This is a genomic window from Micrococcus endophyticus, from assembly GCF_014205115.1.
GTDB lineage: Bacteria > Actinomycetota > Actinomycetes > Actinomycetales > Micrococcaceae > Micrococcus > Micrococcus endophyticus.
In genome coordinates this window covers 54,242-74,603 of record NZ_JACHMW010000001.1, presented here as the reverse complement: position 1 = coordinate 74,603, position 20,362 = coordinate 54,242, and the positions used below count along the sequence as shown (strand labels likewise).

The 20,362-nt window shown below is 74.3% G+C and carries 20 protein-coding genes; 6 read left to right on the top strand and 14 right to left on the bottom strand.

Annotated elements, in window-relative coordinates:
- Window positions 1-5: 5 nt before the first annotated feature.
- The gene (locus HDA33_RS00355; RefSeq protein ID WP_184169691.1) at window positions 6-623 is read right to left on the bottom strand and encodes a TlpA family protein disulfide reductase; all 618 of its coding nucleotides are present in this window, start codon (window positions 621-623) and stop codon (window positions 6-8) included.
- A gap of 128 nt (window positions 624-751) precedes the next feature.
- Window positions 752-1,426, bottom strand: coding sequence for a histidine phosphatase family protein (locus tag HDA33_RS00350; RefSeq protein ID WP_184169688.1), 675 nt, complete (start codon window positions 1,424-1,426; stop codon window positions 752-754).
- A 157-nt stretch (window positions 1,427-1,583) separates the two neighbouring features.
- Between HDA33_RS00350 and HDA33_RS00345 the strand changes: the two genes are divergently transcribed.
- Window positions 1,584-2,339, top strand: a complete 756-nt coding sequence (locus HDA33_RS00345; RefSeq protein ID WP_184169685.1) for a hypothetical protein — start codon at window positions 1,584-1,586, stop codon at window positions 2,337-2,339.
- A 6-nt stretch (window positions 2,340-2,345) separates the two neighbouring features.
- Here the strand turns inward: HDA33_RS00345 and HDA33_RS00340 are convergent, their stop codons facing one another.
- The 3 genes from HDA33_RS00340 to HDA33_RS00330 form a co-directional block, all read right to left on the bottom strand.
- Window positions 2,346-2,615, bottom strand: a complete 270-nt coding sequence (locus HDA33_RS00340) for a glutaredoxin family protein (RefSeq protein ID WP_158494172.1) — start codon at window positions 2,613-2,615, stop codon at window positions 2,346-2,348.
- Between the two features lie 139 nt (window positions 2,616-2,754).
- Complete coding sequence (locus tag HDA33_RS00335) at window positions 2,755-2,853, bottom strand: 30S ribosomal protein bS22 (protein WP_005504750.1); 99 nt, start codon at window positions 2,851-2,853, stop codon at window positions 2,755-2,757.
- Window positions 2,854-3,015: 162 nt separating this feature from the next.
- Window positions 3,016-4,269 carry an acetoin utilization protein AcuC gene (locus HDA33_RS00330; RefSeq protein ID WP_184169682.1) on the bottom strand — a complete coding sequence of 418 codons (1,254 nt, stop codon included), beginning with the start codon at window positions 4,267-4,269 and terminating at the stop codon, window positions 3,016-3,018.
- Between the two features lie 172 nt (window positions 4,270-4,441).
- On the opposite strand from HDA33_RS00330, the gene HDA33_RS00325 reads away from it, so the two are divergent.
- The 3 genes from HDA33_RS00325 to HDA33_RS00315 are packed head-to-tail and all read left to right on the top strand — an operon-like array spanning window position 4,442 to window position 7,179.
- Window positions 4,442-5,896 (top strand): TrkH family potassium uptake protein, encoded by a 1,455-nt coding sequence (locus HDA33_RS00325; protein WP_184169679.1) that lies wholly within the window; start codon window positions 4,442-4,444, stop codon window positions 5,894-5,896.
- Entirely contained in the window at window positions 5,889-6,563 is a 675-nt protein-coding gene (locus tag HDA33_RS00320; RefSeq protein WP_184169676.1) for a potassium channel family protein, read from the top strand. Before HDA33_RS00325 ends, HDA33_RS00320 begins: the two co-directional genes overlap by 8 nt.
- 31 nt (window positions 6,564-6,594) lie before the next feature.
- Window positions 6,595-7,179: a DEAD/DEAH box helicase family protein gene (locus HDA33_RS00315; protein ID WP_184169673.1), complete on the top strand. Its 585-nt coding sequence runs from the start codon at window positions 6,595-6,597 to the stop codon at window positions 7,177-7,179.
- 36 nt (window positions 7,180-7,215) lie between these two features.
- Here the strand turns inward: HDA33_RS00315 and proC are convergent, their stop codons facing one another.
- From proC to trhO, 7 genes are all read right to left on the bottom strand, one after another.
- The gene (gene proC, locus HDA33_RS00310; protein WP_017488554.1) at window positions 7,216-8,061 is read right to left on the bottom strand and encodes a pyrroline-5-carboxylate reductase; all 846 of its coding nucleotides are present in this window, start codon (window positions 8,059-8,061) and stop codon (window positions 7,216-7,218) included.
- Between the two features lie 58 nt (window positions 8,062-8,119).
- Window positions 8,120-8,977, bottom strand: a complete 858-nt coding sequence (locus tag HDA33_RS00305) for a sugar phosphate isomerase/epimerase family protein (protein WP_184169670.1) — start codon at window positions 8,975-8,977, stop codon at window positions 8,120-8,122.
- Window positions 8,978-8,979: 2 nt separating this feature from the next.
- Window positions 8,980-10,002, bottom strand: a complete 1,023-nt coding sequence (locus tag HDA33_RS00300; protein ID WP_184169667.1) for a Ppx/GppA family phosphatase — start codon at window positions 10,000-10,002, stop codon at window positions 8,980-8,982.
- A gap of 4 nt (window positions 10,003-10,006) precedes the next feature.
- Window positions 10,007-12,844: a type I DNA topoisomerase gene (topA, locus tag HDA33_RS00295; RefSeq protein WP_184169664.1), complete on the bottom strand. Its 2,838-nt coding sequence runs from the start codon at window positions 12,842-12,844 to the stop codon at window positions 10,007-10,009.
- A 364-nt stretch (window positions 12,845-13,208) separates the two neighbouring features.
- Window positions 13,209-13,463: a cold shock domain-containing protein gene (locus HDA33_RS00290; RefSeq protein WP_184169661.1), complete on the bottom strand. Its 255-nt coding sequence runs from the start codon at window positions 13,461-13,463 to the stop codon at window positions 13,209-13,211.
- Entirely contained in the window at window positions 13,460-15,166 is a 1,707-nt protein-coding gene (locus HDA33_RS00285) for a DUF7059 domain-containing protein (protein WP_184169657.1), read from the bottom strand. The genes HDA33_RS00290 and HDA33_RS00285 overlap by 4 nt, the downstream gene beginning before the upstream one ends.
- A complete protein-coding gene (gene trhO, locus HDA33_RS00280) occupies window positions 15,163-16,074 on the bottom strand; it encodes an oxygen-dependent tRNA uridine(34) hydroxylase TrhO (RefSeq protein ID WP_184169654.1) in 912 nt (303 codons plus the stop codon). The genes HDA33_RS00285 and trhO overlap by 4 nt, the downstream gene beginning before the upstream one ends.
- Before the next feature lie 82 nt (window positions 16,075-16,156).
- Between trhO and HDA33_RS00275 the strand changes: the two genes are divergently transcribed.
- Entirely contained in the window at window positions 16,157-16,930 is a 774-nt protein-coding gene (locus HDA33_RS00275; RefSeq protein WP_184169651.1) for a GNAT family N-acetyltransferase, read from the top strand.
- The gene (locus tag HDA33_RS00270; RefSeq protein ID WP_338104207.1) at window positions 16,927-19,605 is read left to right on the top strand and encodes a DEAD/DEAH box helicase; all 2,679 of its coding nucleotides are present in this window, start codon (window positions 16,927-16,929) and stop codon (window positions 19,603-19,605) included. Before HDA33_RS00275 ends, HDA33_RS00270 begins: the two co-directional genes overlap by 4 nt.
- Here HDA33_RS00270 and HDA33_RS00265 read toward each other — a convergent pair.
- Complete coding sequence (locus HDA33_RS00265; protein WP_184169648.1) at window positions 19,491-19,988, bottom strand: Rv3654c family TadE-like protein; 498 nt, start codon at window positions 19,986-19,988, stop codon at window positions 19,491-19,493. The genes HDA33_RS00270 and HDA33_RS00265 overlap by 115 nt on opposite strands.
- Complete coding sequence (locus tag HDA33_RS00260) at window positions 19,985-20,338, bottom strand: TadE family type IV pilus minor pilin (RefSeq protein ID WP_246416836.1); 354 nt, start codon at window positions 20,336-20,338, stop codon at window positions 19,985-19,987. Before HDA33_RS00260 ends, HDA33_RS00265 begins: the two co-directional genes overlap by 4 nt.
- Window positions 20,339-20,362: the final 24 nt, after the last annotated feature.

Genomic DNA, 20,362 nt, shown 5'->3' with positions numbered 1-20,362 from the left:
CCGGGTCAGGCCGCGGCCTCGTCCACCACGGTGGTGAGCAGGGCGCGCAGGGTGGACTCCTCCACGGCGCCGAGCACGCGGGCGGCCACGCGGCCCTCGACGTCCAGGACGAGGGTGGAGGGCACGGCCTGCGGGGGCACGTAGTCGGTCATGTTCAGGAGCACGTCCCCGCGGGCGTCCTCGATGGACGGGTAGGGGATCTCGAAGGTGCGCTCGAAGGCCTGCGCGGTGGTGACGGTGTCCCGGACGTTCACGCCGAGGAACCGCACCCCCTGCGGGGCGAACTGCTCGTGCAGGGAGACGAGGTGGGGGGCCTCGACGCGGCACGGCGCGCAGGCGGCGTACCAGAAGTTCAGCAGGGCGGGGGTGCCGCGCAGGCTCGCGCCGGTCACGGGGGTGCCGTCGAAGAGCTCGGCGGCGAACTCCACGGGGGCGCCGCGCTCGGCGGGGGCGATCTCCAGGACGGAGCCGTCGCCGGCGATGTAGTTCTTGCCGTCCGCGTTGCCCGCCTGCCGCGCGAGCGAGTCGTCACCGCCCGAGCAGGCCGCGAGCGCCGGCGCCAGGCCGGCGAGGGCGAGGCCGGTCAGCAGGGTGCGGCGGGACGGACGGGGCGGGGTGTGCATGGCGTGACTGCCCTCCAGGGGATGCGCGGCGCTGGATTCCGGGGACCTTGGAAGTCTACTGTCCGCCCTGGATCCTGACTGAACCCTGGGTGTCACCCCCGCGGCCCGTGGGAGGGGCGGGGTCCGGCTCAGGCCCCGGGCAGGGAGGAGGCGTCCTTGAGCAGGGCCTGGTTGGGCTCGTGGTACTCGACGCGCGGCAGCGCGCGGCCCTCCTCGAACACGAGGGAGGTCACGGAGGTCAGGGAGCACTCGCGGCGGCGCGGGTCGTGCCACAGGGGCCGGCCCTCGACGGCCAGGCGCGTCACCCAGATGGGCAGCTGGTGAGAGACGAGCACCGCCTCGGCGTTGGGTCCGCCGGCGGCCTCGGCCTCGTCCCGCACCCGGTCGACGACGGCGAGCATGCGGGCCGCCTGCTGGCGGTAGGGCTCGCCCCAGGAGGGGCGCAGCGGGTTGCGCAGCTTGGGCCACAGGCGCGGATTCCGCTTGAGCGAGGCGGCGACCTGGGACATGCCCTCGAAGTCGTTCTCGGCCTCGATGAGGTCCGGCTCGGTGGCCAGCGGGCGCCCGAGGGCGGCGGCGATCGGCTCGGCGGTCTGCTGGGCGCGGGTCAGCGGGGAGGCCGCGACGACGTCGGGCCGGCGGCCCGTTTGCTCCGCGCGCTCGAGGAACCACGCGGCGACGCCGTCGGCCATCTGCCGGCCCAGCTCCGAGAGGCCGAACTCCGGGAGGCGGCCGTAGAGGACGCGGTCGGGGTTGTGGACTTCTCCGTGGCGGACCAGGTGGACGGTGGCGGGCGTCTGCATGGCCCCAGTCTGGCAGAGGCGGGGCGCCGGCCGTGCCGGGGCCCGTGCCCGCGCGGGGCCCCGGCGGTAGCGTGGGCGGCAGTCCGGTGCGCCCCGCGCGCACCGCATCCGTCCGCATCACAGGCGCCGCGAGCGGCGACGCCGTCAGGAGGCCCCCATGTCCGGCACCTCGCCCACCGACCCGCAGCGCGGCCCGAACCCGTACGGCCAGAACCCGTACGGTCAGGAGGCCCCCGGCCCGAGCCCGTATGGCGAGAATCCGTACGGCGCGCATCCGTATGGACAGGCGCCCTACGGCCAGGGCGGCCCGGCCCAGGGCCAGCCCGGGCAGGGGCACCCGGCCCCGTCGTACGCGGACCAGGGATACCCGGCCCAGGGCGGCTGGCCAGGCCAGCAGGCCCCCGGCCCGCTGACGGCGCCGCGGCGCCCCGGGGCCATCACGGCGTCGTTCTGGCTGATCCTCGCCGGCGGCCTCGTGCTGCTGGCCAGCACGCTGCTGGCCGCCTTCGCCATGACCCTGCCCGAGTCCCGGGCCATGCTCGAGCAGCAGATGCGCGAGACCTACGAGCAGATGGGGCTGCCCGCCGACCAGCTGGCGCAGATGGAGCAGATGACGGACCAGCTGCTGCCGGTGATGAGCGTCGTCGCGGCCGCGTTCGGCGTGGTGGCGTTCCTCGTCTACCTGCTGATCGCCCTGAAGATCCGCAAGGGCTCGCGCGCGGCCCGCACGGTCGGCACGGTCCTGGCCGCGCTCTCGGTGCTGATGATCGTGACGAACCTGATGATGGGCGCCGTCAACCCGTTCGACCTGCTGTGGGTCGGCCTGGGCGTGGCGGGCATCGTCATGGCCTTCCGCCCGGAGGCCACCGAGTACATGCGGCTCAAGGCCTGGGAGCGCGCCGGCACCCGCTGACCCCGGTCAGGGGCGGGGCGCGTCGAGGAGCCGGCCCAGGCGGGCCGGGTCCACGCGCCAGAAGTCGCGCTGGACGCCGTCCACGAAGAGCACGGGCACCTCGTCCACGAAGCGCTCGAGCAGGTCCGGGTGCGCGGCCCCGTCCACGGCCTCCCAGGCCTCGCCCCGCGCGCCGCAGACCTGCGCCACCGTGGCCGCGGCGTCCTCGCAGAGGTGACAGCCGGGCTTGACGAGGAGCTGGACGCGGGCGGCGGAGGCGGGCAGGAGGGTGCTCATGCGCCCACTCTACGGAGCAGTCCCGACAGCACGGCCCGCACGGCGCAGTCCCGGACAGCGCAGCCCGGACGCGACGAGGCCGCCGTCTCCTCGTGGGAGCCGGCGGCCTCGTGGTGTCAGCGCCGTGACGGCGCGGGCGTCACTTCTTGTTGCGACGCTGGTGACGGGTCTTGCGAAGCAGCTTGCGGTGCTTCTTCTTCGACATGCGCTTGCGGCGCTTCTTGATCACAGATCCCATGGGGACTCCTTGAATCGGGGTGTAGGTCGGCGGCTGTGGGGACCGCTGGCATCCGGGCCCCGGACACGCCGACCCGCATTCCACCGGATGTGGAACGCATGAAAACGTTCTCGGCCACAATACCGGCCGGGCCCGCCGCGGTCGAACCGAGACGCCGAGCGGTCAGTCGAACCAGGGGTCCAGGCCGTGCAGCGGGAACAGCTCGCGGCGCGTGGCCATGATCGACTGGTCCACCGGGTCGGCCGGGTCGTAGCCGACCTCCCAGGAGCGCCACCAGACGTCCGCGTCCTCGCCCATCACGGTGGGGATGCGCTCGGACTCGTCGCCCTCGTAGAGGGACATGTCCCCCGTGAGCTCCTCGGCCGTGAGGGTGCGGGCGTGCTCGATCCAGGACTGCGGGATTTCTGCCTTCACGGGGATGGGGGTCTGCAGGACGGCGGCGGTGAGGTGCGTCCAGACGCGCGGCACCACGCGCAGCGGGTTGTAGCCGCCGCCGCCGGTGGCCACCCACCGGCCGTCGGCGAACTTCTCCGCCCAGTCGCCGATGTCGAAGGCGAGCTGGCGCTGGCCGTCCACGCTCAGGCGCAGGTCCGCCAGCGGGTCGGCGTGGTGGCCGTCGCAGCCGTGCTGGCTGACGATCACGTCCGGGTCGAAGCCCTGCAGCAGCTGCGGCACCACGGCGTGCACGGCGCGCAGGAAGCCGGCGTCGCCGGTGCGCGGCGGCACGGCGACGTTCACGGCGGTGCCCTGCGCGTCCGGTCCGCCGATCTCGTTGGCGAAGCCGGTGCCCGGGAACAGGCTGATGCCGGTCTCGTGGACGGAGATGGTCATCACTCGGGGGTCGTCGTAGAAGATCGCCTGCGTGCCGTCGCCGTGATGGGCGTCCACGTCCAGGTAGACGACGCGCTCCGCGCCGAGGTCCAGCAGGCGCTGGATGGCGAGGGCGCAGTCGTTGTAGATGCAGAACCCGGAGGCCTTGGCCCGGGCGGCGTGGTGCATGCCGCCGGCGAAGTTCACGGCGCGCCGCACCTGCCCGGACCAGACGGCCTCGGCCGCGGCCAGGGTGCCGCCGGCGATGCGCGCGGAGGCTTCGTGCAGGTCCGGGAACACGGGGCAGTCCTCGGTGCCCAGGCCGAAGGGGGCGTCCTCGTCCGACGCCGCCTCGGAGGCCCGGCGCACCGCGGCGATGTAGTCCGGGTCGTGGACGAGGGCGAGCTGGGCGTCCGTGGCGACGGGAGGCTCGATGATGCTCACGTGGGGGGCGTCCAGCAGGCCGAACGCCTCCACGAGCCGGTGCGTCAGGTCCAGCCGCAGCGGCGCCATGGGGTGCTCCGCGCTGAACCGGTAGCGGAGCAGGCTGGGGTCCCACACGACGGCGGCCGGTGTGGGAGCAGGGCGCTGGGACGTGGTGCTCATCACCCTCCAGGGTAGGCATCCCCCGCGCCCGGCCGCGACGGTTGCAGCGGATGTCTCGCGCACGTGACGCGCGGACGCCCCGGCGGGGCGATACTGGACGCGACCCCGGGATGACCGGGCCGGACGCCGTCCGGCCCCCGCCCCGACCCCTTCACCCGCGCAGGAGGTGCCCATGGCCCCCAGGCCCGCTTCCCCCGCGCGCCGCCACGGCGGCCTGCCCCGGCCGGACGGGGTGTCCACGCTGGAGTCCTCCTCGGAGCTGCGCACGGCGCTGCGCCGCTCCTCCCGGGCGGTCAGCTCGGTGGTGAGCGGCTCCCCCGCCCGCGCGGCGCTGTCCGCGTTCCTGCTGGTCTCGCTCGTGTTCACGGCGCTGCTGAGCCTGCCGTGGGCGTCCGCGGACGGCCGCCCGACGGCCCTGCACGACGCGATGTTCACCGCCGTCTCCGCCGTCTCCGTGACCGGGCTGACCACGCTGAACACGGCCGAGCACTGGTCCGTGGCCGGCCAGGTGATCATCCTCGTGGCCATCCAGATCGGCGGCCTCGGCATCCTGTCCATGGCCTCCCTGCTCACCCTGGCGGTGTCCCGGCACCTCGGCCTGCGCTCCAAGCTGGCCACGCAGGAGGCCGGGATGACCACCGGCAACGTGGGCGAGGTCGGACGCCTGCTGCGCGTCGTCGTCGTGACCGTGCTGAGCTGCGAGGCGGCCCTGGCCGTGTTCCTGGTGCCGCACTTCGCGGCCGAGTCGGGCTCGTGGCTGACGGGGCTGTGGCACGGCGTCTTCTACTCGGTGAGCGCGTTCAACAACGCCGGCTTCTCCCTGCACGTGGACGGGCTGTCCGCGGTGGCGCACGACCCGGTGATCCTCACGGTGATCGCGGTGGGCGTGTTCGCCGGCGCCCTCGGCTTCCCGGTGGTCATGGTGCTGCTGGACAAGGGCTGGCGCTACCGGGCCTGGAACCTGCACACGAAGCTGACGGTGGAGGTCACGCTCGCGCTGCTGGTGCTCGGCGCCGTGCTGCTGTTCTTCTTCGAGTCCGGGAATCCGGGCACGAACGGGGACCTCGGCGTCGTCGAGCGGATCTGGCGGTCCCTGTTCGGCTCGGTGATGACGCGCTCCGGCGGGTTCGCGATCGACGACACGAACGCGCATCGCCCCGAGTCCCTGCTGCTCATGGACGCGCTGATGTTCGTGGGCGGCGGCTCGGCGTCCACCGCCGGCGGCATCAAGGTCACCACGCTGGCCGTGATGTTCCTGGCTATCCTCGCCGAGGCCCGCGGCGACCGCGAGGTCACCGCGCACGGCCGCACGATCGCCTCGGAGACCCTGCGCGTGGCCATCTCGGTGCTCGCCCTGGGCGCCACGCTGGTGCTCGTGGCCACCCTGGCCCTCGTGCACATCGCCGACGAGTCCCTGCAGCGGCCGCTGTTCGAGGTGATCTCCGCGTTCGCCACGTGCGGGCTGTCCGTGGGGATCTCGGCGGAGGCCCCGCCGGCCGGCAAGTACCTGCTGGCGGCCATGATGTTCGCGGGGCGCGTTGGTACGATCACGTTCGCCGCGGCCCTGGCCCTGCGTCAGCGCCGCGTGCTCTACCGCTACCCCGTCGAGAGGCCGATCCTTGGCTGACCCGCAGCGCACCGATCCCAACGCCCCCGTGCTCGTGGTGGGGCTGGGCCGCTTCGGCGCGGCCACGGCCGAGGAGCTCGTGGCCCAGGGCCGCGAGGTGCTCGCCATCGAGCGGGACCCCGTGCTGGTCCAGCGCTACGCGCCGTCCCTGACGCACGTGGTGGAGGCGGACGCCACGGACCCGGAGGCGCTGCGCCAGCTCGGCGCGCAGGACTTCTCCACGGCGGTGGTCGGCGTGGGCACCTCCATCGAGGCCTCGGTGCTCATCACCGCGAACCTCGTGGACCTGGAGATCCAGCACATCTGGGTGAAGGCCATCAGCGAGGCCCACGGCACGATCCTCAAGCGGATCGGCGCGAACCACGTGATCTTCCCCGAGCACGACGCCGGCGTGCGCGCCGCCCACCTGGTGAACGGGCGCATGCTGGACTTCATCGAGTTCGACGACGACTTCGCGATCGTGAAGATGTACCCGCCGGCCGAGTGCGTGGGCTTCACGCTCAGCGAGTCCCACGTCCGCTCCAAGTACGGCGTGACCGTGGTGGGCGTGAAGACCCCCGGCGAGGACTTCACCTACGCCCAGCCGGACACCCGCGTGGGCGCCCGGGACACGCTCATCGTCTCCGGTCACACCGACCTGATCGACCGGTTCGCGGCCCGGCCCTGAGCCAGGCGCCCTGGCCGCCTAGGGTGAGGCCATGCTGCTGCTGCTCTTCGGCCCGCCCGCCGTCGGGAAGATGACGGTGGGCCGCGCCGTGGCCTCCGCCTCCTCGTTCCGCCTGTTCCACAACCACATGACGATCGAGCCGCTGATCGAGGTCTTCGGCCACGGCACCGAGCCGTTCCACCTGCTCAACGAGGAGTTCCGGCTGCGCGTGCTGCAGGAGGCCGCCCGCACGGGGACCGACCTCGTGTTCACCCTCGTGTGGGACGTGGAGGATCCGCAGGACGCCGCCCTGCTGGCGGACTACGCGGCGCTCTTCGAGGAGGCGGCCTTCGTGGAGCTCCGCGCGGACCTCCCGACCCGGCTGGCCCGGAACCGGACGGCCGAGCGCCTCGCGCACAAGGCCTCCAAGCGGGACCTGGAGTGGTCGGACCGCAACGTGCGGGAGATGGAGGCCGGCTGGACCATGACCACCGCGGACGGCCCGCACGCCGCGGCCGGCCTGCTGGGGGCGCATCCGCACCTGGTGCTCGAGACCGGCGGCCTCACCCCGTCCGAGTCCGCGGCGCGGATCCTCCAGTGGCTGGAGGGCGTGCGCGTCCGCGGCCGCGCGTCGTAGGGCACGACGGCGGCCCTCACCCCCGGCGGGGAGGGGTCAGCCCGCGAACTCGCGGCCCATCTCCTCGTCCCGTCGGGCGGCGGCGTCCATGGCGTCCGCCACGAGCCGCTCGAAGCCGCCCTCCTGGAAGGTGCGGATCGCCTGCTCGGTGGTGCCGCCGGGGCTCATGACGCCGCGGCGCAGGTCCTCGGCGGTCTGGTCGCCCTCCCGGATGCCGCGCTGCAGCATGAGCCCGGCGCCCTTCACGGTGGCCGCCGCCATGGCCTCGGCGTCCGAGCGGTCCAGGCCGAGCTCCTCGGCGTGCCGGGCGATCGCCTCGGCGAGCAGGAACACGTAGGCGGGGGCGGAGCCGGCGGCGGCCACCACGGCCGCGAGCTGCTCCTCGGCCACGCGCACCACGAGCCCGGACCCGGCGAACAGCGCCTCCACGGCCTCGGCCTGGGCGTCGGTGACCCCGGCGGCCGGAGCCACTCCCACCACGCCGGAGCCCACCGTGAGCGGGGTGTTCGGCATGGTGCGCACCAGCGGCTGGCCTTCGCGCAGCGCCGCGGCGAGGGTCTCGGCGCGCACTCCGGCGGCCACGGACACCACCGTGGCGGCCTCCGGCAGGGCCTGGGCCACCTCGGCGGCGGTGGCCGCCATGTCCTTGGGCTTCACCCCGAGCAGCACCACGTCCGCGCCCTCCACGGCCCGCACGTTCGCCTGCGGGTCCTCCTCGGCGGCGAGCACCTCCACGCCGGGGTGCCGGCCGCGGGCGCGCTCGGCCGAGGCGGCGGAGCGGGTGGTGGCGCGCACGTCCTCGGCGCGCACGGCGCCCGCCTCGATGGCGCCGGTCAGGATGGCGCCCGTCATGGTCCCCAGGCCCAGGATGGTCAGCTTCACGGTGGATCGCTCTCCTTCGTTGTCCGGTGCGGTGTCTGGTGTGGTGCCAGGTGCGGTGTCAGGCGCCCGGTGCGCCGTCGTCGTCCTTCGTCCCGCCGGCCGCCAGGTGCTCGCGCGCGAACGCGAGCGAGGCGGCCAGCTTCTCCTCGCGCTGCCCGGCGTACTCCACGCCGCGCGTGCCCACCTCCACGCACACGGTGCCGGCGAAGCCGTCCGCGGCCAGGTGGCGCAGCGACTCGGCCACCTTCTGGGTGCCCTCGCCGGGGACGAGGTGGTCGTCCTTGCCGGAGTCGTTGCCGTCCGTGAGGTGGATGTGGCGGACCCGCGAGCCCAGCCGGCGCAGCGCCTCCAGGGAGTCCTCGCGTGCGATGGCCGCGTGCGAGAAGTCCCAGCACACGTGCTCGTAGGGCTCGGGCATGGGGTCCCAGTGCGGCAGGTACATGGTGGCCTCGCGGCCGTACGCGCGCCACGGGTACATGTTCTCCACGGCGATCACCACGCCGGTGTCCGCCATGATCTCGTGGATGCCCTCGGCGAAGCCCGAGGCGTAGGTGCCCTGCCAGCGGAACGGCGGGTGCGCCACCACCACGGGGGCGCCCACCGCCTGCGCGAGCTCCACGGAGCGGCGGATCTTGGACCACGCCGAGCCCCACACCTGCTGGGTGAACAGCAGCGTGGGGGCGTGGATGGAGTCGATCGGCATGCCGTGGCGGGCCGAGAGCCGCTTCAGGCGGTCCGCGTCCTGGCTCCACGCGTTGTGGGTGACCATGACCTCCACGCCGTCGTAGCCCAGGTCCTGCGCGGTGGCGAATACGTCCTGCGTGCCCAGCGGGAACACCGAGGACGAGGAGAGGGTCACGGGGATGTCCGAGCCGAAGCGCGGGGCGGGGGCCAGGTGGGCGGTGGAGCCGGCCATGGTCAGCGCACCCCCAGGCGCAGCCCGGGCAGGAGGGTGTCCGTGTTGAGGTTCACATGGCCCACCCCGGGGCGGCCGTCATGGGTGAGGTGGCCCTCGAGCATGAGGGCGTCCAGGCGGTTGAGGATGAGGCCCTCGCGCAGCGCCCACGGGCAGATCTCGAGCTGCGCGATCCCGAAGGTCCGCATGGCGGCCAGCGCCACGATCGCGCCGGCGAGCACCTGCGGGGCGCGCACCTCGGAGACGCCGGGCAGGTCCGCGCGCTCGGCGGCGGTCATGGCGGCGAGGCGGTTGACCCACAGGTGCAGGTCGTCCGCGCGCAGGTGCCGCTTCACGTAGGGGCCCGCGGCCGACGGCGCCGCCCCGGTCAGCCGGGCCAGGGAGCGGAAGGTCTTGGACGTGGCGGTGACGGCCACGGGCGCCTCCACCGGCGGGAACGCCGCGAACGCCTCCTCGAGCCGCTTCTCCACGTGCTTGCGCAACTTCTTCACGGCCTTCGGGCTGGGCGGGTCCGCCGGCAGCCAGTCCCGCGTGAGGCGGCCGGCACCCAGCGGCAGGGACAGCGCGTGGGAGGGCAGCTCGTCCTGGCCGTAGGCGATCTCGAAGGAGCCGCCGCCGATGTCGAAGTTCAGGATGGACCCGGCGTCCCAGCCCTGCCAGCGGCGCACCGCGAAGTAGGTCATGGCGGACTCCTGGTCCCCCGAGAGCTCTGCCAGGTGCACCCCGGCCTCGCGGTCCACGCGGGCCAGCACCTCGGCCCCGTTGGCGGACTCCCGGATGGCCGAGGTGCAGAAGGAGATCATGTCCTCGGCCCGGTGCACCTCGGCGAAGGCCACCGCCTCGCGGATGAAGTCCACGAGCTCGTGCTGGCCCTCCTCGGTGATGGCGCCCTCGGCGTCCTGGTACCGGATCAGCGGCAGGGACCGCTTGTGCTCCGCGTACGCGGACGGACGCGCGCCCGGGTGGGCGTCCACGAGGAGCAGGTGAACGGTGTTGGAGCCGATGTCCAGGACGCCGAGACGCATGGGCTCAGGCCTTCTTCTTCGGGGCGGACTTCTTGGCGGGGGCCTTGCGGGCGGCGGGCTTGCGGGCCGGGGCCTTGCGGGTGGCCGGGCCCTTGGCGCGCTTGTCCGCGAGGAGCTGGTAGGCCTCCTCGGCGGTGAGCTCCTCGGGCTGGCGGCCGCGCGGCACGGTGATGTTGGTGACGCCGTCCGTGACGTACGGGCCGAAGCGGCCCTCCTTCACGGTGACCTTCTTGCCGGAGACCGGGTCCTCGCCGAACTCGGCCAGCGGCGGCTTCGCGGCGCCGCGGCCGCGCTGCTTGGGCTGGGCGTAGATCTCGAGCGCCTGCTCCTGCGTGATGGTGAAGATCTGGTCCTCGGACTCGAGGGAGCGCGAGTCCGTGCCCTTCTTCAGGTACGGGCCGAAGCGGCCGTTCTGGGCGGTGATGACCTCGCCCTCGGCGTCCGCGCCCACCACGCGCGGCAGGGACATCAGCCGCAGCGCCTCTTCCAGGGTCACCGTGTCCACAGACATGGAGGAGAACAGGGAGCCGGTGCGGGGCTTCTCCTTGGCCGGCTTCTTCTTCGGCTTGGGCTTGCCGTTCTTGTAGTACTCGGTGGGCTGGGCGTCCAGCCAGGCCTGCAGCTGCTCCTCGGTCATCTCGGGGATGACCTCGGTGACGTAGGGCCCGTAGCGCCCGTCCTTGGCGACGACGGCGCGCCCCGTCTCCGGGTCCGTGCCCAGCTCGCGCTCGGAGGGCTTGGCGGTGGCGAAGAGCTCCTCGGCCTTGGCCGGGGTCAGCTCGTCCGGGGCCAGCTCCTCGGGGACGTTGGCGCGCGGCGGCGTGGAGCCGGCCTCGGCATCCGCGGGCAGCGGCTTCTCCAGGTAGGGGCCGTACTGGCCCACGCGCAGGGTGATCTCGTCCGTGATCGGCAGCGAGTTCACGGCCCGCGCGTCGATCTCGCCGAGGTTCTCCACCACCTGCTGCAGGCCCTCCACGCCCTTGCCGGTCTCGGAGGCGGGGGCGCCGAAGTAGAAGGTCTGCAGCCACGCCTCGCGGCCCAGCTCGCCGGCGGCGATCCGGTCCAGGTCGTCCTCCATGCGGGCCGTGAAGTCGTAGTCCACGTACTTCGCGAAGTAGTCCTCGAGCAGGCCGATCACGGCGAACGCCGTCCAGGACGGGACCAGGGCGTTGCCGCGCTTGGACACGTAGCCGCGGTCCATGATCGTGGAGATCGTGGGCGCGTACGTGGAGGGGCGGCCGATCTCGCGGCGCTCGAGCTCTGCGACGATCGAGGCCTCGGTGTACCGCGCGGGCGGGGAGGTCTCGTGGCCGGTGGCCTCGATGGGCTCGCCGATGAGGCGCTCGCCCTCGGCGACCTGCGGGAGGCGGCGGTCCTTCGCCTCGGCCTTCTCGTCCTCGGTCTCGGCGTCCTTGCCCTCCTCGTAGGCGTCCAGGAAGCCCTTGAAGGTGATGACGGTGCCGGAAGCGCTGAACTGGGCGGCGCGGCCGTCCTTCGCCGTCGCGGAGAAGCGCAGCGTGGCGGTGTAGCCCTTGGCGTCGGCCATCTGCGAGGCGACGGTGCGCTTCCAGATCAGCTCGTAGAGGCGGAACTCGTCCGGGCGCAGCTCGGCCTTGACCTGGGCCGGGGTGCGGAAGGAGTCGCCGGCGGGGCGGATGGCCTCGTGGGCCTCCTGCGCGGACTCGTTGCGCTTGGCGTACACGCGCGGCTGCGCCGGCACCGCGTCCTGGCCGTAGAGCTCGGTGGCCTGGCGCCGGGCGGCCTGGACGGCCTCCTGGGACAGGTTCACCGAGTCGGTGCGCATGTAGGTGATGTAGCCGTTCTCGTACAGGCGCTGGGCCACCTGCATGGACACCCGCGAGCTCATGCGCAGCTTGCGCGAGGCCTCCTGCTGGAGCGTGGAGGTGGTGAACGGGGCGGCCGGGCGCCGCGTGTAGGGCTTGTCCTCCACCGCGTCCACGGTGAAGTCCGCGCCGCGCAGGCCCTGGGCGAGCGAGGTCGCGGCGGCCTCGTCCAGGTGAGTCACCTTCTTGCCGGCGGAGGCCTTCAGCGCGCCGGCGTCGTCGAAGTCCCGGCCCGTGGCCACCCGCTCACCGTCCACCGTGGACAGGCGGGCGGTGAAGGAGCTGCCAACGGCGTCGGCGGCCTGGGCGCCCGGCGCCACGGTGAACGTGCCCTCCACGCCCCAGTAGGCGGCGGAGACGAACGCCATGCGCTCGCGCTCGCGCTCCACCACGAGACGCGTGGCCACGGACTGCACACGGCCCGCGGACAGGCCGCGCGAGACCTTGCGCCACAGCACCGGGGAGAGCTCGTAGCCGAAGAGGCGGTCCAGGATGCGGCGGGTCTCCTGGGCGTCCACGAGGTGCGTGTCCAGCTCGCGGATGTTCTCCAGGCCGCGGCGCACGCCCTCCTTGGTGATCTCGCCGAAGGTCATCCGGTAGACCGGCACCTTGGGCTTGAGCGTGTCCAGCAGGTGCCACGCGATGGCCTCGCCCTCGCGGTCCGCATCGGTGGCCAGGTAGAGGGCCACGGCGTCCTTGAGCTCGCGCTTGAGCTCGGTGACCTTCTTCTTCTTGTCCGGGTGCACCACGTAGTACGGGGCGAAGCCGTTCTCCGTGTCCACGGCGAACTTGCCGAAGGGGCCCTTCTTCATGTCCGCGGGCAGGTCCGAGGGCTTGGGCAGGTCACGGATGTGCCCCACGGAGGAGTCCACCACCCAGCCCTCGCCCACCGCGTTGAGGTACTTCGCGATGGACTTGCTCTTGGCCGGGGACTCCACGATGACGAGCTTCTTGCCCTCGGGCACAGAGGCGGTCACGGAAGCGGGGGTGGTGGGCAAGGGGGTTCCTCCTCGGACGGGGAAAGCTGCGGGCCCGGGCCGGGGCGGGGTCTCCCCCGCCGGCCGTGGGCGGAACGTCCCCACATCGTAGGGGGCGCGTGGCCCACGATAACGGGTGGAGTGGGGCGGGCCCTGAGCGGGGCGCAGGATGAGCGGTCCGCGCGACGCCGTGCGGCCGCCGCAGACCGTCCCGTCTGAGGATCGCGACATCACCTGGGTGCTGCCGCCAGGCCGTGTCGCGATCGTCAGGGGTGCGGGCGCGGGCTGCGGTCAGTCCGCCTCCACCAGGAACCCGTACTCGTACAGCTCCCGGATCGCGGTCACACGGGGAGTGCGTCAGGGGAGCAACCGCCGCAGGCATGCATCAAGGGGACACCGTGCGCGGAAGGACGGTGACGGCTCGATAGGAGTATCCATCCTGGCTCTCGGCGGCAGCCAGCGACTCGAAAGTGAACTCCACCGCATCACCCGCGGTGAGATGGGAATAGGTCGACCCACGGGCGAGCACATGGCTGAAGTGGACCCAGCAGCCGCCGGGCGTGACCGCACTGTCGATCACGCCCCACCCGCCCTCGTCGTCCCATCGCACCACCTGCCCGATGCCTGACTGGGGGTTCATTGGGCCGCCTCCACCAGGAAGCCGTCCTCGTAGAGCTCGCGGATCGCGGCAAGCAGGCCGGCGCGGCCGGCGTCGTCCAGCTCCAGCAGGGCCGCCACGGCACCCACCAGCTGCCCCACGGACAGCTCGCCGTCCGAGGCGGAGAGGACGCCCGCCGTCGCGGTGTCCAGGCGCGCGGTGCGCCGGAAGCCGGCGCCCTGCCGCGCGAGGATGACCTCGGGGTGCTCGGCGCCGAAGCGCCCGTGCCGCTCCTCACTGACGTCCTCGGCGACGCGCAGGTGCAGGCCGCGCAGCGCCGCCAGGGCGGGGTCGCCGGCGCCGTCCGGGGCGCCCGCAGCCAGCCGGTCCCGGCGTGCGACGGCGGCCGCCCACGCCGCACCGAGAGCCTCATCGACGGGCTGGGTCAGCTCCTCCGCCACCGTCCAGGCCCGGCCCTGCGCGCCGTCGTCGACCGGGCGGCGCAGCCACACGTGGCCGAAACCGACGCCAGCCACGCCCCGCGCGGCGAAGTCCTCCAGATAGCCGCGGTAGGCGGCCTCGTAGCGGTGCGGGTCGAGCTCGAGCGAGGAGTCCTGCAGCCAGGTCTCCGCGTAGCCGGCGGGGTCCTGGCTGTCGCGCTGCACGATCCACGCCTGCATGCCCGGCGCGATCCACGAGCGGGGGCGGACGTCCCATGGTGTGGGGCCTGTCCCGTCACCGCCCTCGGCCGCCCCCGCGGGGATCTCGGCTTCGCCTGCGGGGATCTCCCAGTTCGCCAGCAGCTGCGCGGTGCCGCCCTCGGTCAGGTGCTCCGGCAGCGCGGCGATCAGCTCGGCCACGATCCGGTCCCCCTCCCGGCCGCCGTCGCGGTAGGTGAGCACGGGCGCGTCCGGGTCCGTGCGCGGGGTGATGACGAACGGCGGGTTGGAGACCACGAGGTCGAACCGCTCCCCCGCCACCGGCTCCAGCATGTCCCCGGTCACCAGGCGCACGCGGTCCTCGAGCCGCTGCCGGTCCAGTCCCAGCACGTCCGCGTTGAGCAGCAGGTTGAAGCGGGTGAACTCGAGGGCGCGCTCGGAGAGGTCCGTGGCCGTGACATGCTCGGCGTGCGCGAGCAGGTGCAGCGTCTGGATCCCGCAGCCCACGCCCACGTCCAGGGCGCGCGCCACCGGCCGACGCTGCGTGGCCCCGGCGAGGGTGAGCGAGGCACGGCCGATGCCGAGCACGTGGTCCTCGGGCAGGGGGCCGCGCCGCTGCAGGGCAGTCTGGTCCGAGGCCACCCACATCCGACCCGGCTCGTCCGCCTCGTACGGCGACAGGTCCACGATGCCCCGCACCGTGCCCCCGCCCTCCTTGACCACGAGGCCCGCCTCGCGCGCCCCGTCGAGCCCCAGGGCGGGCAGGGCCGCAGCCACGTCGGCCGCGTCCGCGGCGTCGCCGAGCATCCACACGGAGACGAGGGCCGCGAGCCCGCGACGTGCGCCGGAGCCGGGGTCGCCGTCGTCGTGCGGGGCCGAGGCGAGCACCCGGGCGACGACGCGGCGGGCCGGCTCCGCGTGCTCGCGGTCCAGGGCGGCGGCGGCCACGGGCCCGAGCAGCTCCTCCACCGCGGCGGTGGTGTAGGGCAGGGCGGCCAGGTCCGCGGCGAGCGCGGCGGCCGTGGCCGGGGTGAGGCGGGGGGCGGGCAGGCTCGGTGCGGGCAGTTCGGGGGCGGTCGGGCTCATGCGGCGCTCCGTTCGGTGCAGACGGGACAGCGGCGGTCCGGGTCCTCGGCGGCGCAGGCGGCGCAGCGGACCTCGAGGGTGGTGCAGGCGGGGTCGGAGCAGTTGCGCAGCGCCGAGGTGGGGGCCTCGCACGTGACGCAGCGGCCGATCGTCTCGGCGTCCTCGGAGAAGCGCAGGGCCATCCGCCGGTCGAACACGGCCAGCTCGCCGCGCCACAGGCCGGCGTCGCCGAACGCCTCCCCGTAGCGGACGATGCCGCCGTCGAGCTGGTAGACCTCGCGGAACCCGCGGTCCTTCAGCAGCGCAGTGAGGACCTCGCAGCGCACGCCGCCGGTGCAGTAGGTGACCACCGGGGCGTCGCGCAGATGGTCCAGGGAGCCGGAGTCGACGGCGGCCAGCAGGTCCCGCGTGGTGTGCGCGGCCGGCACCACGGCGCCGTCGAAGCGGCCGATCTGCGCCTCCACGGTGTTGCGCCCGTCCAGGAAGCGGACGGGGTTCTCCGTGCCGGCGCGCTCGGCCACCAGGGCCTCGAGTCGCTCCGGGGTGAGCCGCTCGCCCGTGCCGACGACGCCGTGCTCATCCACCGTGATCCGCTCGGGGACGCCGAACGCCACGAGCTCGGGCCGGACCTTGACGGACAGGCGCGGGAAGTCCGCCGCCGAGCCGTCCGACCACTTCACCTCCAGGTCCTTCAACGCCGGGTGCTCGCGGGTGCCCTTGACGTACTGCTTCACCGCGTCCACGGGGCCGCCCACGGTGCCGTTGATCCCCTGCGGGGACACGATGATCCGGCCCGTGAGGCCGAGGGAGGCCGCGAGCGTGCGCTGCCACAGCCGCACCGCCTCGGGGTCGGCGAGCGGGGCGAAGCGGTAGTACAGCGCGATGCGGGAGACGGGGGCGGGGCTCATCGAAGTCCAGGCTAGTGCGCGCGGCGTCGCAGGAAGTCGCGGGCCCTGGCCGTGGCGGGGGTCACCGCTTACCCTTCATGGCATGAGTGAGCACCTGGACACGGCACTGGTCGACACGTGGTTCGCGGCCTGGTCGCGCTCCCGCGGCTACAGGACGAGCCCCGAGGCGGGGCGGCGCGCGGCCCTGCGCACCCGGCGCCCCGCCCGCATGATCCCCGGCGGCTCCGGCCGCGCCACCGTGGACGTGCCCGCCACGTGGGAGTACGTGGTGGTGGACCCCACCCGCGAGCAGCTCGAAGAGCTGCGCGAGGTCCTGCGGGACGAGGAGCAGATCCTGCTCACCGTGTTCGGGGACTCCGGCGCGGACCCGAAGGCCATGGGGCTCACCCCGCAGGCCGAGCCCGAGCGCTTCATGGCCATGGACATGGACCCCGAGGTCCAGGACATCGAGCCGCCGCTGCTCCCGGACGGCTACGAGGCCCGCGTGGACCAGCCCATGGAGGGCAGCGTCCGCGTGCGCATCATGGCCGTGGGCGCCTCCACCGCCCCGGAGGGCGAGGAGGAGCTCGCCGCACTCGGCTGGGTCACCCGGGAGGACGGCACCGCCGTCTACGACCGCATCTGGACCTCCCCGAACCACCGCCGCCGCGGCCTCGGCTCCCTCGTGATGCGCTACCTGACCTCCGAGGTAATGAGCGACGGCGAGATCAGCCTCGGCCTGCTCGTCGCCTCCCCGGACGGCCGCAAGCTCTACGAGCACCTGGCCTGGACCGACCTGGGCCCCGTCTCCATCTGGGGCCGCGGCCTGGCCGCGGACACGCCCACCGCCGAGCACACCGGCACCATGGGGGCGTGAGCACGCCCCCACCGGAGCCCGCCGCGGCGGGCGACGCGTTCGACCCGTGGGCCGACCCGGCCGCGGGCTGGGGCGCTCCCGACGACGGCCCGAGCGACCGCCGAGACGCGCCGGCCGACGTCGACGAGACGGACCACCCCGGGGACGAGGCCCATCCCTGGGACGAGCCGGCGCCGCTGGCGGACGCGGTCGCCGACGTCGTCGCGGGGCTGAGCGTGTCCCGGCCTGGCGACCCCGTGGCCGGGGGCGAGGCGGCCGACGTCCTGCGCGGCGCCCTCGGACGCCACGGCCTGCCCGAGCAGATCCGCCACGTGGTGACCCTGCCCGCGCGCCAGGCTCGGCACGCCGACTGGCCCTCGGAGGCACCCGAGGCGCTCGTGCGGGCGTTCGCCGGCCGCGGGATCGAACGGCCGTGGGCGCACCAGGTCCGCGCCGCCACCGTGGCGGGCGCCGGCACGCACACCGTGGTGGCCACGGGCACGGCCTCCGGCAAGTCCCTCGCCTACCAGCTCGCGGCCGGCATCCGGCTGTCCGGGGACCCGCACGCCACCGTGCTGCACTTGTCCCCCACCAAGGCCCTCGCCGCGGACCAGCTGCTCGCGTGGCGGGCGCTGGAGCGGGACGGGGCGACCTGGCTGCGGGCGGCGCCCTACGACGGGGACACCGCTCCCCCGGACCGGATCTGGGCGCGCGAGCACGCGAACGTGCTGATGACCAACCCGGACATGCTGCACGTGGGGATCCTGCCCCACCACGAGCGCTGGGCGCGGTTCTTCCGGCACCTCGCGTTCGTGGTGGTGGACGAGTCCCACTCCTACCGCGGCGTGTTCGGCTCGCAGGTGGGCATCCTGCTGCGGCGGCTGCGCCGCGTGGCCGCGCACTGGCGCGGGGACAGGCCCGAGCCCGTGTTCATCGGGGCCTCCGCCACCTCGGCGGACCCGGCAGGGCACTTCTCCCGGCTCATCGGGGCCCCGGCGACCGCCGTGGCCGAGGACGCCTCCCCGCACGGTGCCGTCACCGTGGCGTTCTGGGAGCCCGAGCTCACGGACCGCCGCGGGGAGAACGGCGCCCCGGTGCGCCGCTCGGCCATGGCCGCCTCGGCCGACCTGCTCACCGACCTCGCCCTGCAGCAGGTGCGCACCCTCGCCTTCATCCGCTCCCGGCGCGGCGCCGAGGCCATCGCCTCCGCCGCGCGGCGCCAGCTCGAGGAGCTCGAGGCGGGCCTGGGCTCTCGCATCGCGGCCTACCGCTCCGGCTACCTGCCGGAGGAGCGGCGTGCCCTCGAGGCGGACCTGCGCTCGGGGCGCCTGCTGGGCATGGCCTCCACGCCCGCGCTGGAGATGGGCATCGACGTCGCCGGCCTGGACGCCGTGGTGGTGGCGGGCTGGCCGGGCACCCGCGCGTCGTTCTTCCAGCAGATCGGCCGCGCCGGGCGCGGCGGACAGGACGCGCTCGCGTTCTTCGTGGCCTCGGACGACCCGCTGGACACGTACGTGGTGGACCACCCCGAGGCCGTGTTCGACCTCGGGGTGGAGGACACCGTGGTGGACCCGGAGAACCCGCACCTGCTCGGCCCGCAGCTGTGCGCGGCCGCGGCCGAGCTGCCGCTCACCCCCGAGGCGTTCGAGCGGTTCGGCGACCCCGAGCGGGTGCGGGCGCTGCTGGACGTGCTCGTGGAGCAGGGGCTGCTGCGCCGGCGGCCGGCGGGCTGGTTCTGGACGCACCCCGAGCACGCGGCCGGCATGGTCTCCCTGCGCGACGACGGCGGCGGGCCCATGGACATCATCGACGCCGAGTCCGGGACGCTGCTGGGCACCATGGACTCCCCGCAGACGCACTACCAGGCGCACCCCGGGGCCGTGTATGTGCACCAGGACCGTACGTACCTGGTGGAGGAGCTGGACGAGGACGCGCACGCGGTGATCGTCACGCGCGCCTGGCCGGATTTCACCACGCAGGCCCGGGACGTCACCGAGATCGAGATCGTGGACGTGCACCGCCGGCTCGACGCACGCGAGGGCACCCTGCGCTGGTGCCTCGGGGACGTGCAGGTGCGCACGCAGGTGGTCTCCTTCCAGCGCAAGGCCCTGGTCTCCGGGGAGGTGCTCGGCGAGGAGCCGCTCGAGCTGCCGGCCCGGGACCTGTTCACCTCGGCGGTGTGGTTCCAGGCGTCGTCGGAGGAGCTGATCGCCGCCGGCCTGACCATGGACCGACTGCCGGGGGCCCTGCACGCGGCCGAGCACGCGATGATCGGCATGATGCCGCTCGTGGCCTCCAACGACCGCTGGGACATCGGCGGCGTCTCGATGGTGCTGCACCCGGACACCGGATCCCCCGCGGTGTTCGTGTACGACGGCCGCCCCGGCGGCGCGGGCTTCGGCGAACGCGGCTTCGCGCAGGCGCGGCGCTGGGTGGAGGCGACCGCCGGGGCCATCGCCGCCTGCGAGTGCGAGGCCGGCTGCCCGTCCTGCGTGCAGTCGCCCAAGTGCGGCAACCGCAACAGCCCCCTGGACAAGGCCGGGGCGCTGACGGTGCTGCGCTTCCTCCTCGGACAGGCGGATCATCTGGTCCCCGTGGTCGCCGAGGGGTCGGGCGAGACGGACGGCGGGACCGACGACGGCGTTGGCGTGGACGACGAGGACGCGTCGGGGAGCGGGTCTTCGGGCACGGCCTGAGGCGCCTGCAGCCGCGGTGGCCCGGCCACCGCGGCGGCGAGCGCCGGCGGCAGCGGCGCACGCCCCCGCTCGACGGAGACCCGCACCGTGCCGTTCTCGCGCACCTCGCACTCCACGACGGCGGCGCGGTTGCGTGCGGCCGTCTGCCCGGCGAGGACGCAGGGTTCGCCCGCGGAGAGGCCCCGGCGGGCGTCCGAGGCCGCGAGCGCGGCCAGGTCGGCGGCCCCGGCGGCCTGGGCGCCCGCGACGGAGGCCTGCCCCAGCGCGGCCACCGCCAACAGCAGCCCCGCCCCCAGCGCGGCGGTGCCCAGCACGGAGACCGTGCCCGACCCCGTCTCGGAGGCGGCCCCGCGAGGAACGCCCCCCGGCGCACGGCCCGTCACGTCCGGCCCCCGGCGGGGTCGACGGCGGCGCCGGGGTGCTGCTGCGGCGCCGCGGCCCGTGCGGTCAGGGTGAGCGCCTCGGCCCAGGCGAGCGGGCCGGGACCGGGCTGGGAGACCTCCACGGCGACCCAGCCGCCGTCGGCCGTGTGGGCGAGCGCCGCGTCGTCGCCGGCCATGCGGGCCACCGCCCGGCGGGCCTCGGCCTCGCCGTCGCCCCGGGCGAGGATGCGGGCGGCCGCGGCCGCGGCGTCCTGACCGCGGACCTGCTGCACGGCGGCCGCCCCGGCCAGGAGCACCGCCGCCAGGACGAACGCGATCACGGGCAGCAGCACCGCGTACTCCGCGGTCACGGCGCCGGCCTCGCCGCGCGGGGA

Bases quoted from the DNA above. Each gene is read 5' to 3' on its own strand.
- HDA33_RS00355 (WP_184169691.1), bottom strand. From the start codon at position 623: ATGCACACCCCGCCCCGTCCGTCCCGCCGCACCCTGCTGACCGGCCTC.
- HDA33_RS00350 (WP_184169688.1), bottom strand. From the start codon at position 1,426: ATGCAGACGCCCGCCACCGTCCACCTGGTCCGCCACGGAGAAGTCCAC.
- HDA33_RS00345 (WP_184169685.1), top strand. From the start codon at position 1,584: ATGTCCGGCACCTCGCCCACCGACCCGCAGCGCGGCCCGAACCCGTAC.
- HDA33_RS00340 (WP_158494172.1), bottom strand. From the start codon at position 2,615: ATGAGCACCCTCCTGCCCGCCTCCGCCGCCCGCGTCCAGCTCCTCGTC.
- HDA33_RS00335 (WP_005504750.1), bottom strand. From the start codon at position 2,853: ATGGGATCTGTGATCAAGAAGCGCCGCAAGCGCATGTCGAAGAAGAAG.
- HDA33_RS00330 (WP_184169682.1), bottom strand. From the start codon at position 4,269: ATGAGCACCACGTCCCAGCGCCCTGCTCCCACACCGGCCGCCGTCGTG.
- HDA33_RS00325 (WP_184169679.1), top strand. From the start codon at position 4,442: ATGGCCCCCAGGCCCGCTTCCCCCGCGCGCCGCCACGGCGGCCTGCCC.
- HDA33_RS00315 (WP_184169673.1), top strand. From the start codon at position 6,595: ATGCTGCTGCTGCTCTTCGGCCCGCCCGCCGTCGGGAAGATGACGGTG.
- HDA33_RS00305 (WP_184169670.1), bottom strand. From the start codon at position 8,977: ATGGCCGGCTCCACCGCCCACCTGGCCCCCGCCCCGCGCTTCGGCTCG.
- HDA33_RS00300 (WP_184169667.1), bottom strand. From the start codon at position 10,002: ATGCGTCTCGGCGTCCTGGACATCGGCTCCAACACCGTTCACCTGCTC.
- HDA33_RS00290 (WP_184169661.1), bottom strand. From the start codon at position 13,463: ATGAACCCCCAGTCAGGCATCGGGCAGGTGGTGCGATGGGACGACGAG.
- HDA33_RS00285 (WP_184169657.1), bottom strand. From the start codon at position 15,166: ATGAGCCCGACCGCCCCCGAACTGCCCGCACCGAGCCTGCCCGCCCCC.
- trhO (WP_184169654.1), bottom strand. From the start codon at position 16,074: ATGAGCCCCGCCCCCGTCTCCCGCATCGCGCTGTACTACCGCTTCGCC.
- HDA33_RS00275 (WP_184169651.1), top strand. From the start codon at position 16,157: ATGAGTGAGCACCTGGACACGGCACTGGTCGACACGTGGTTCGCGGCC.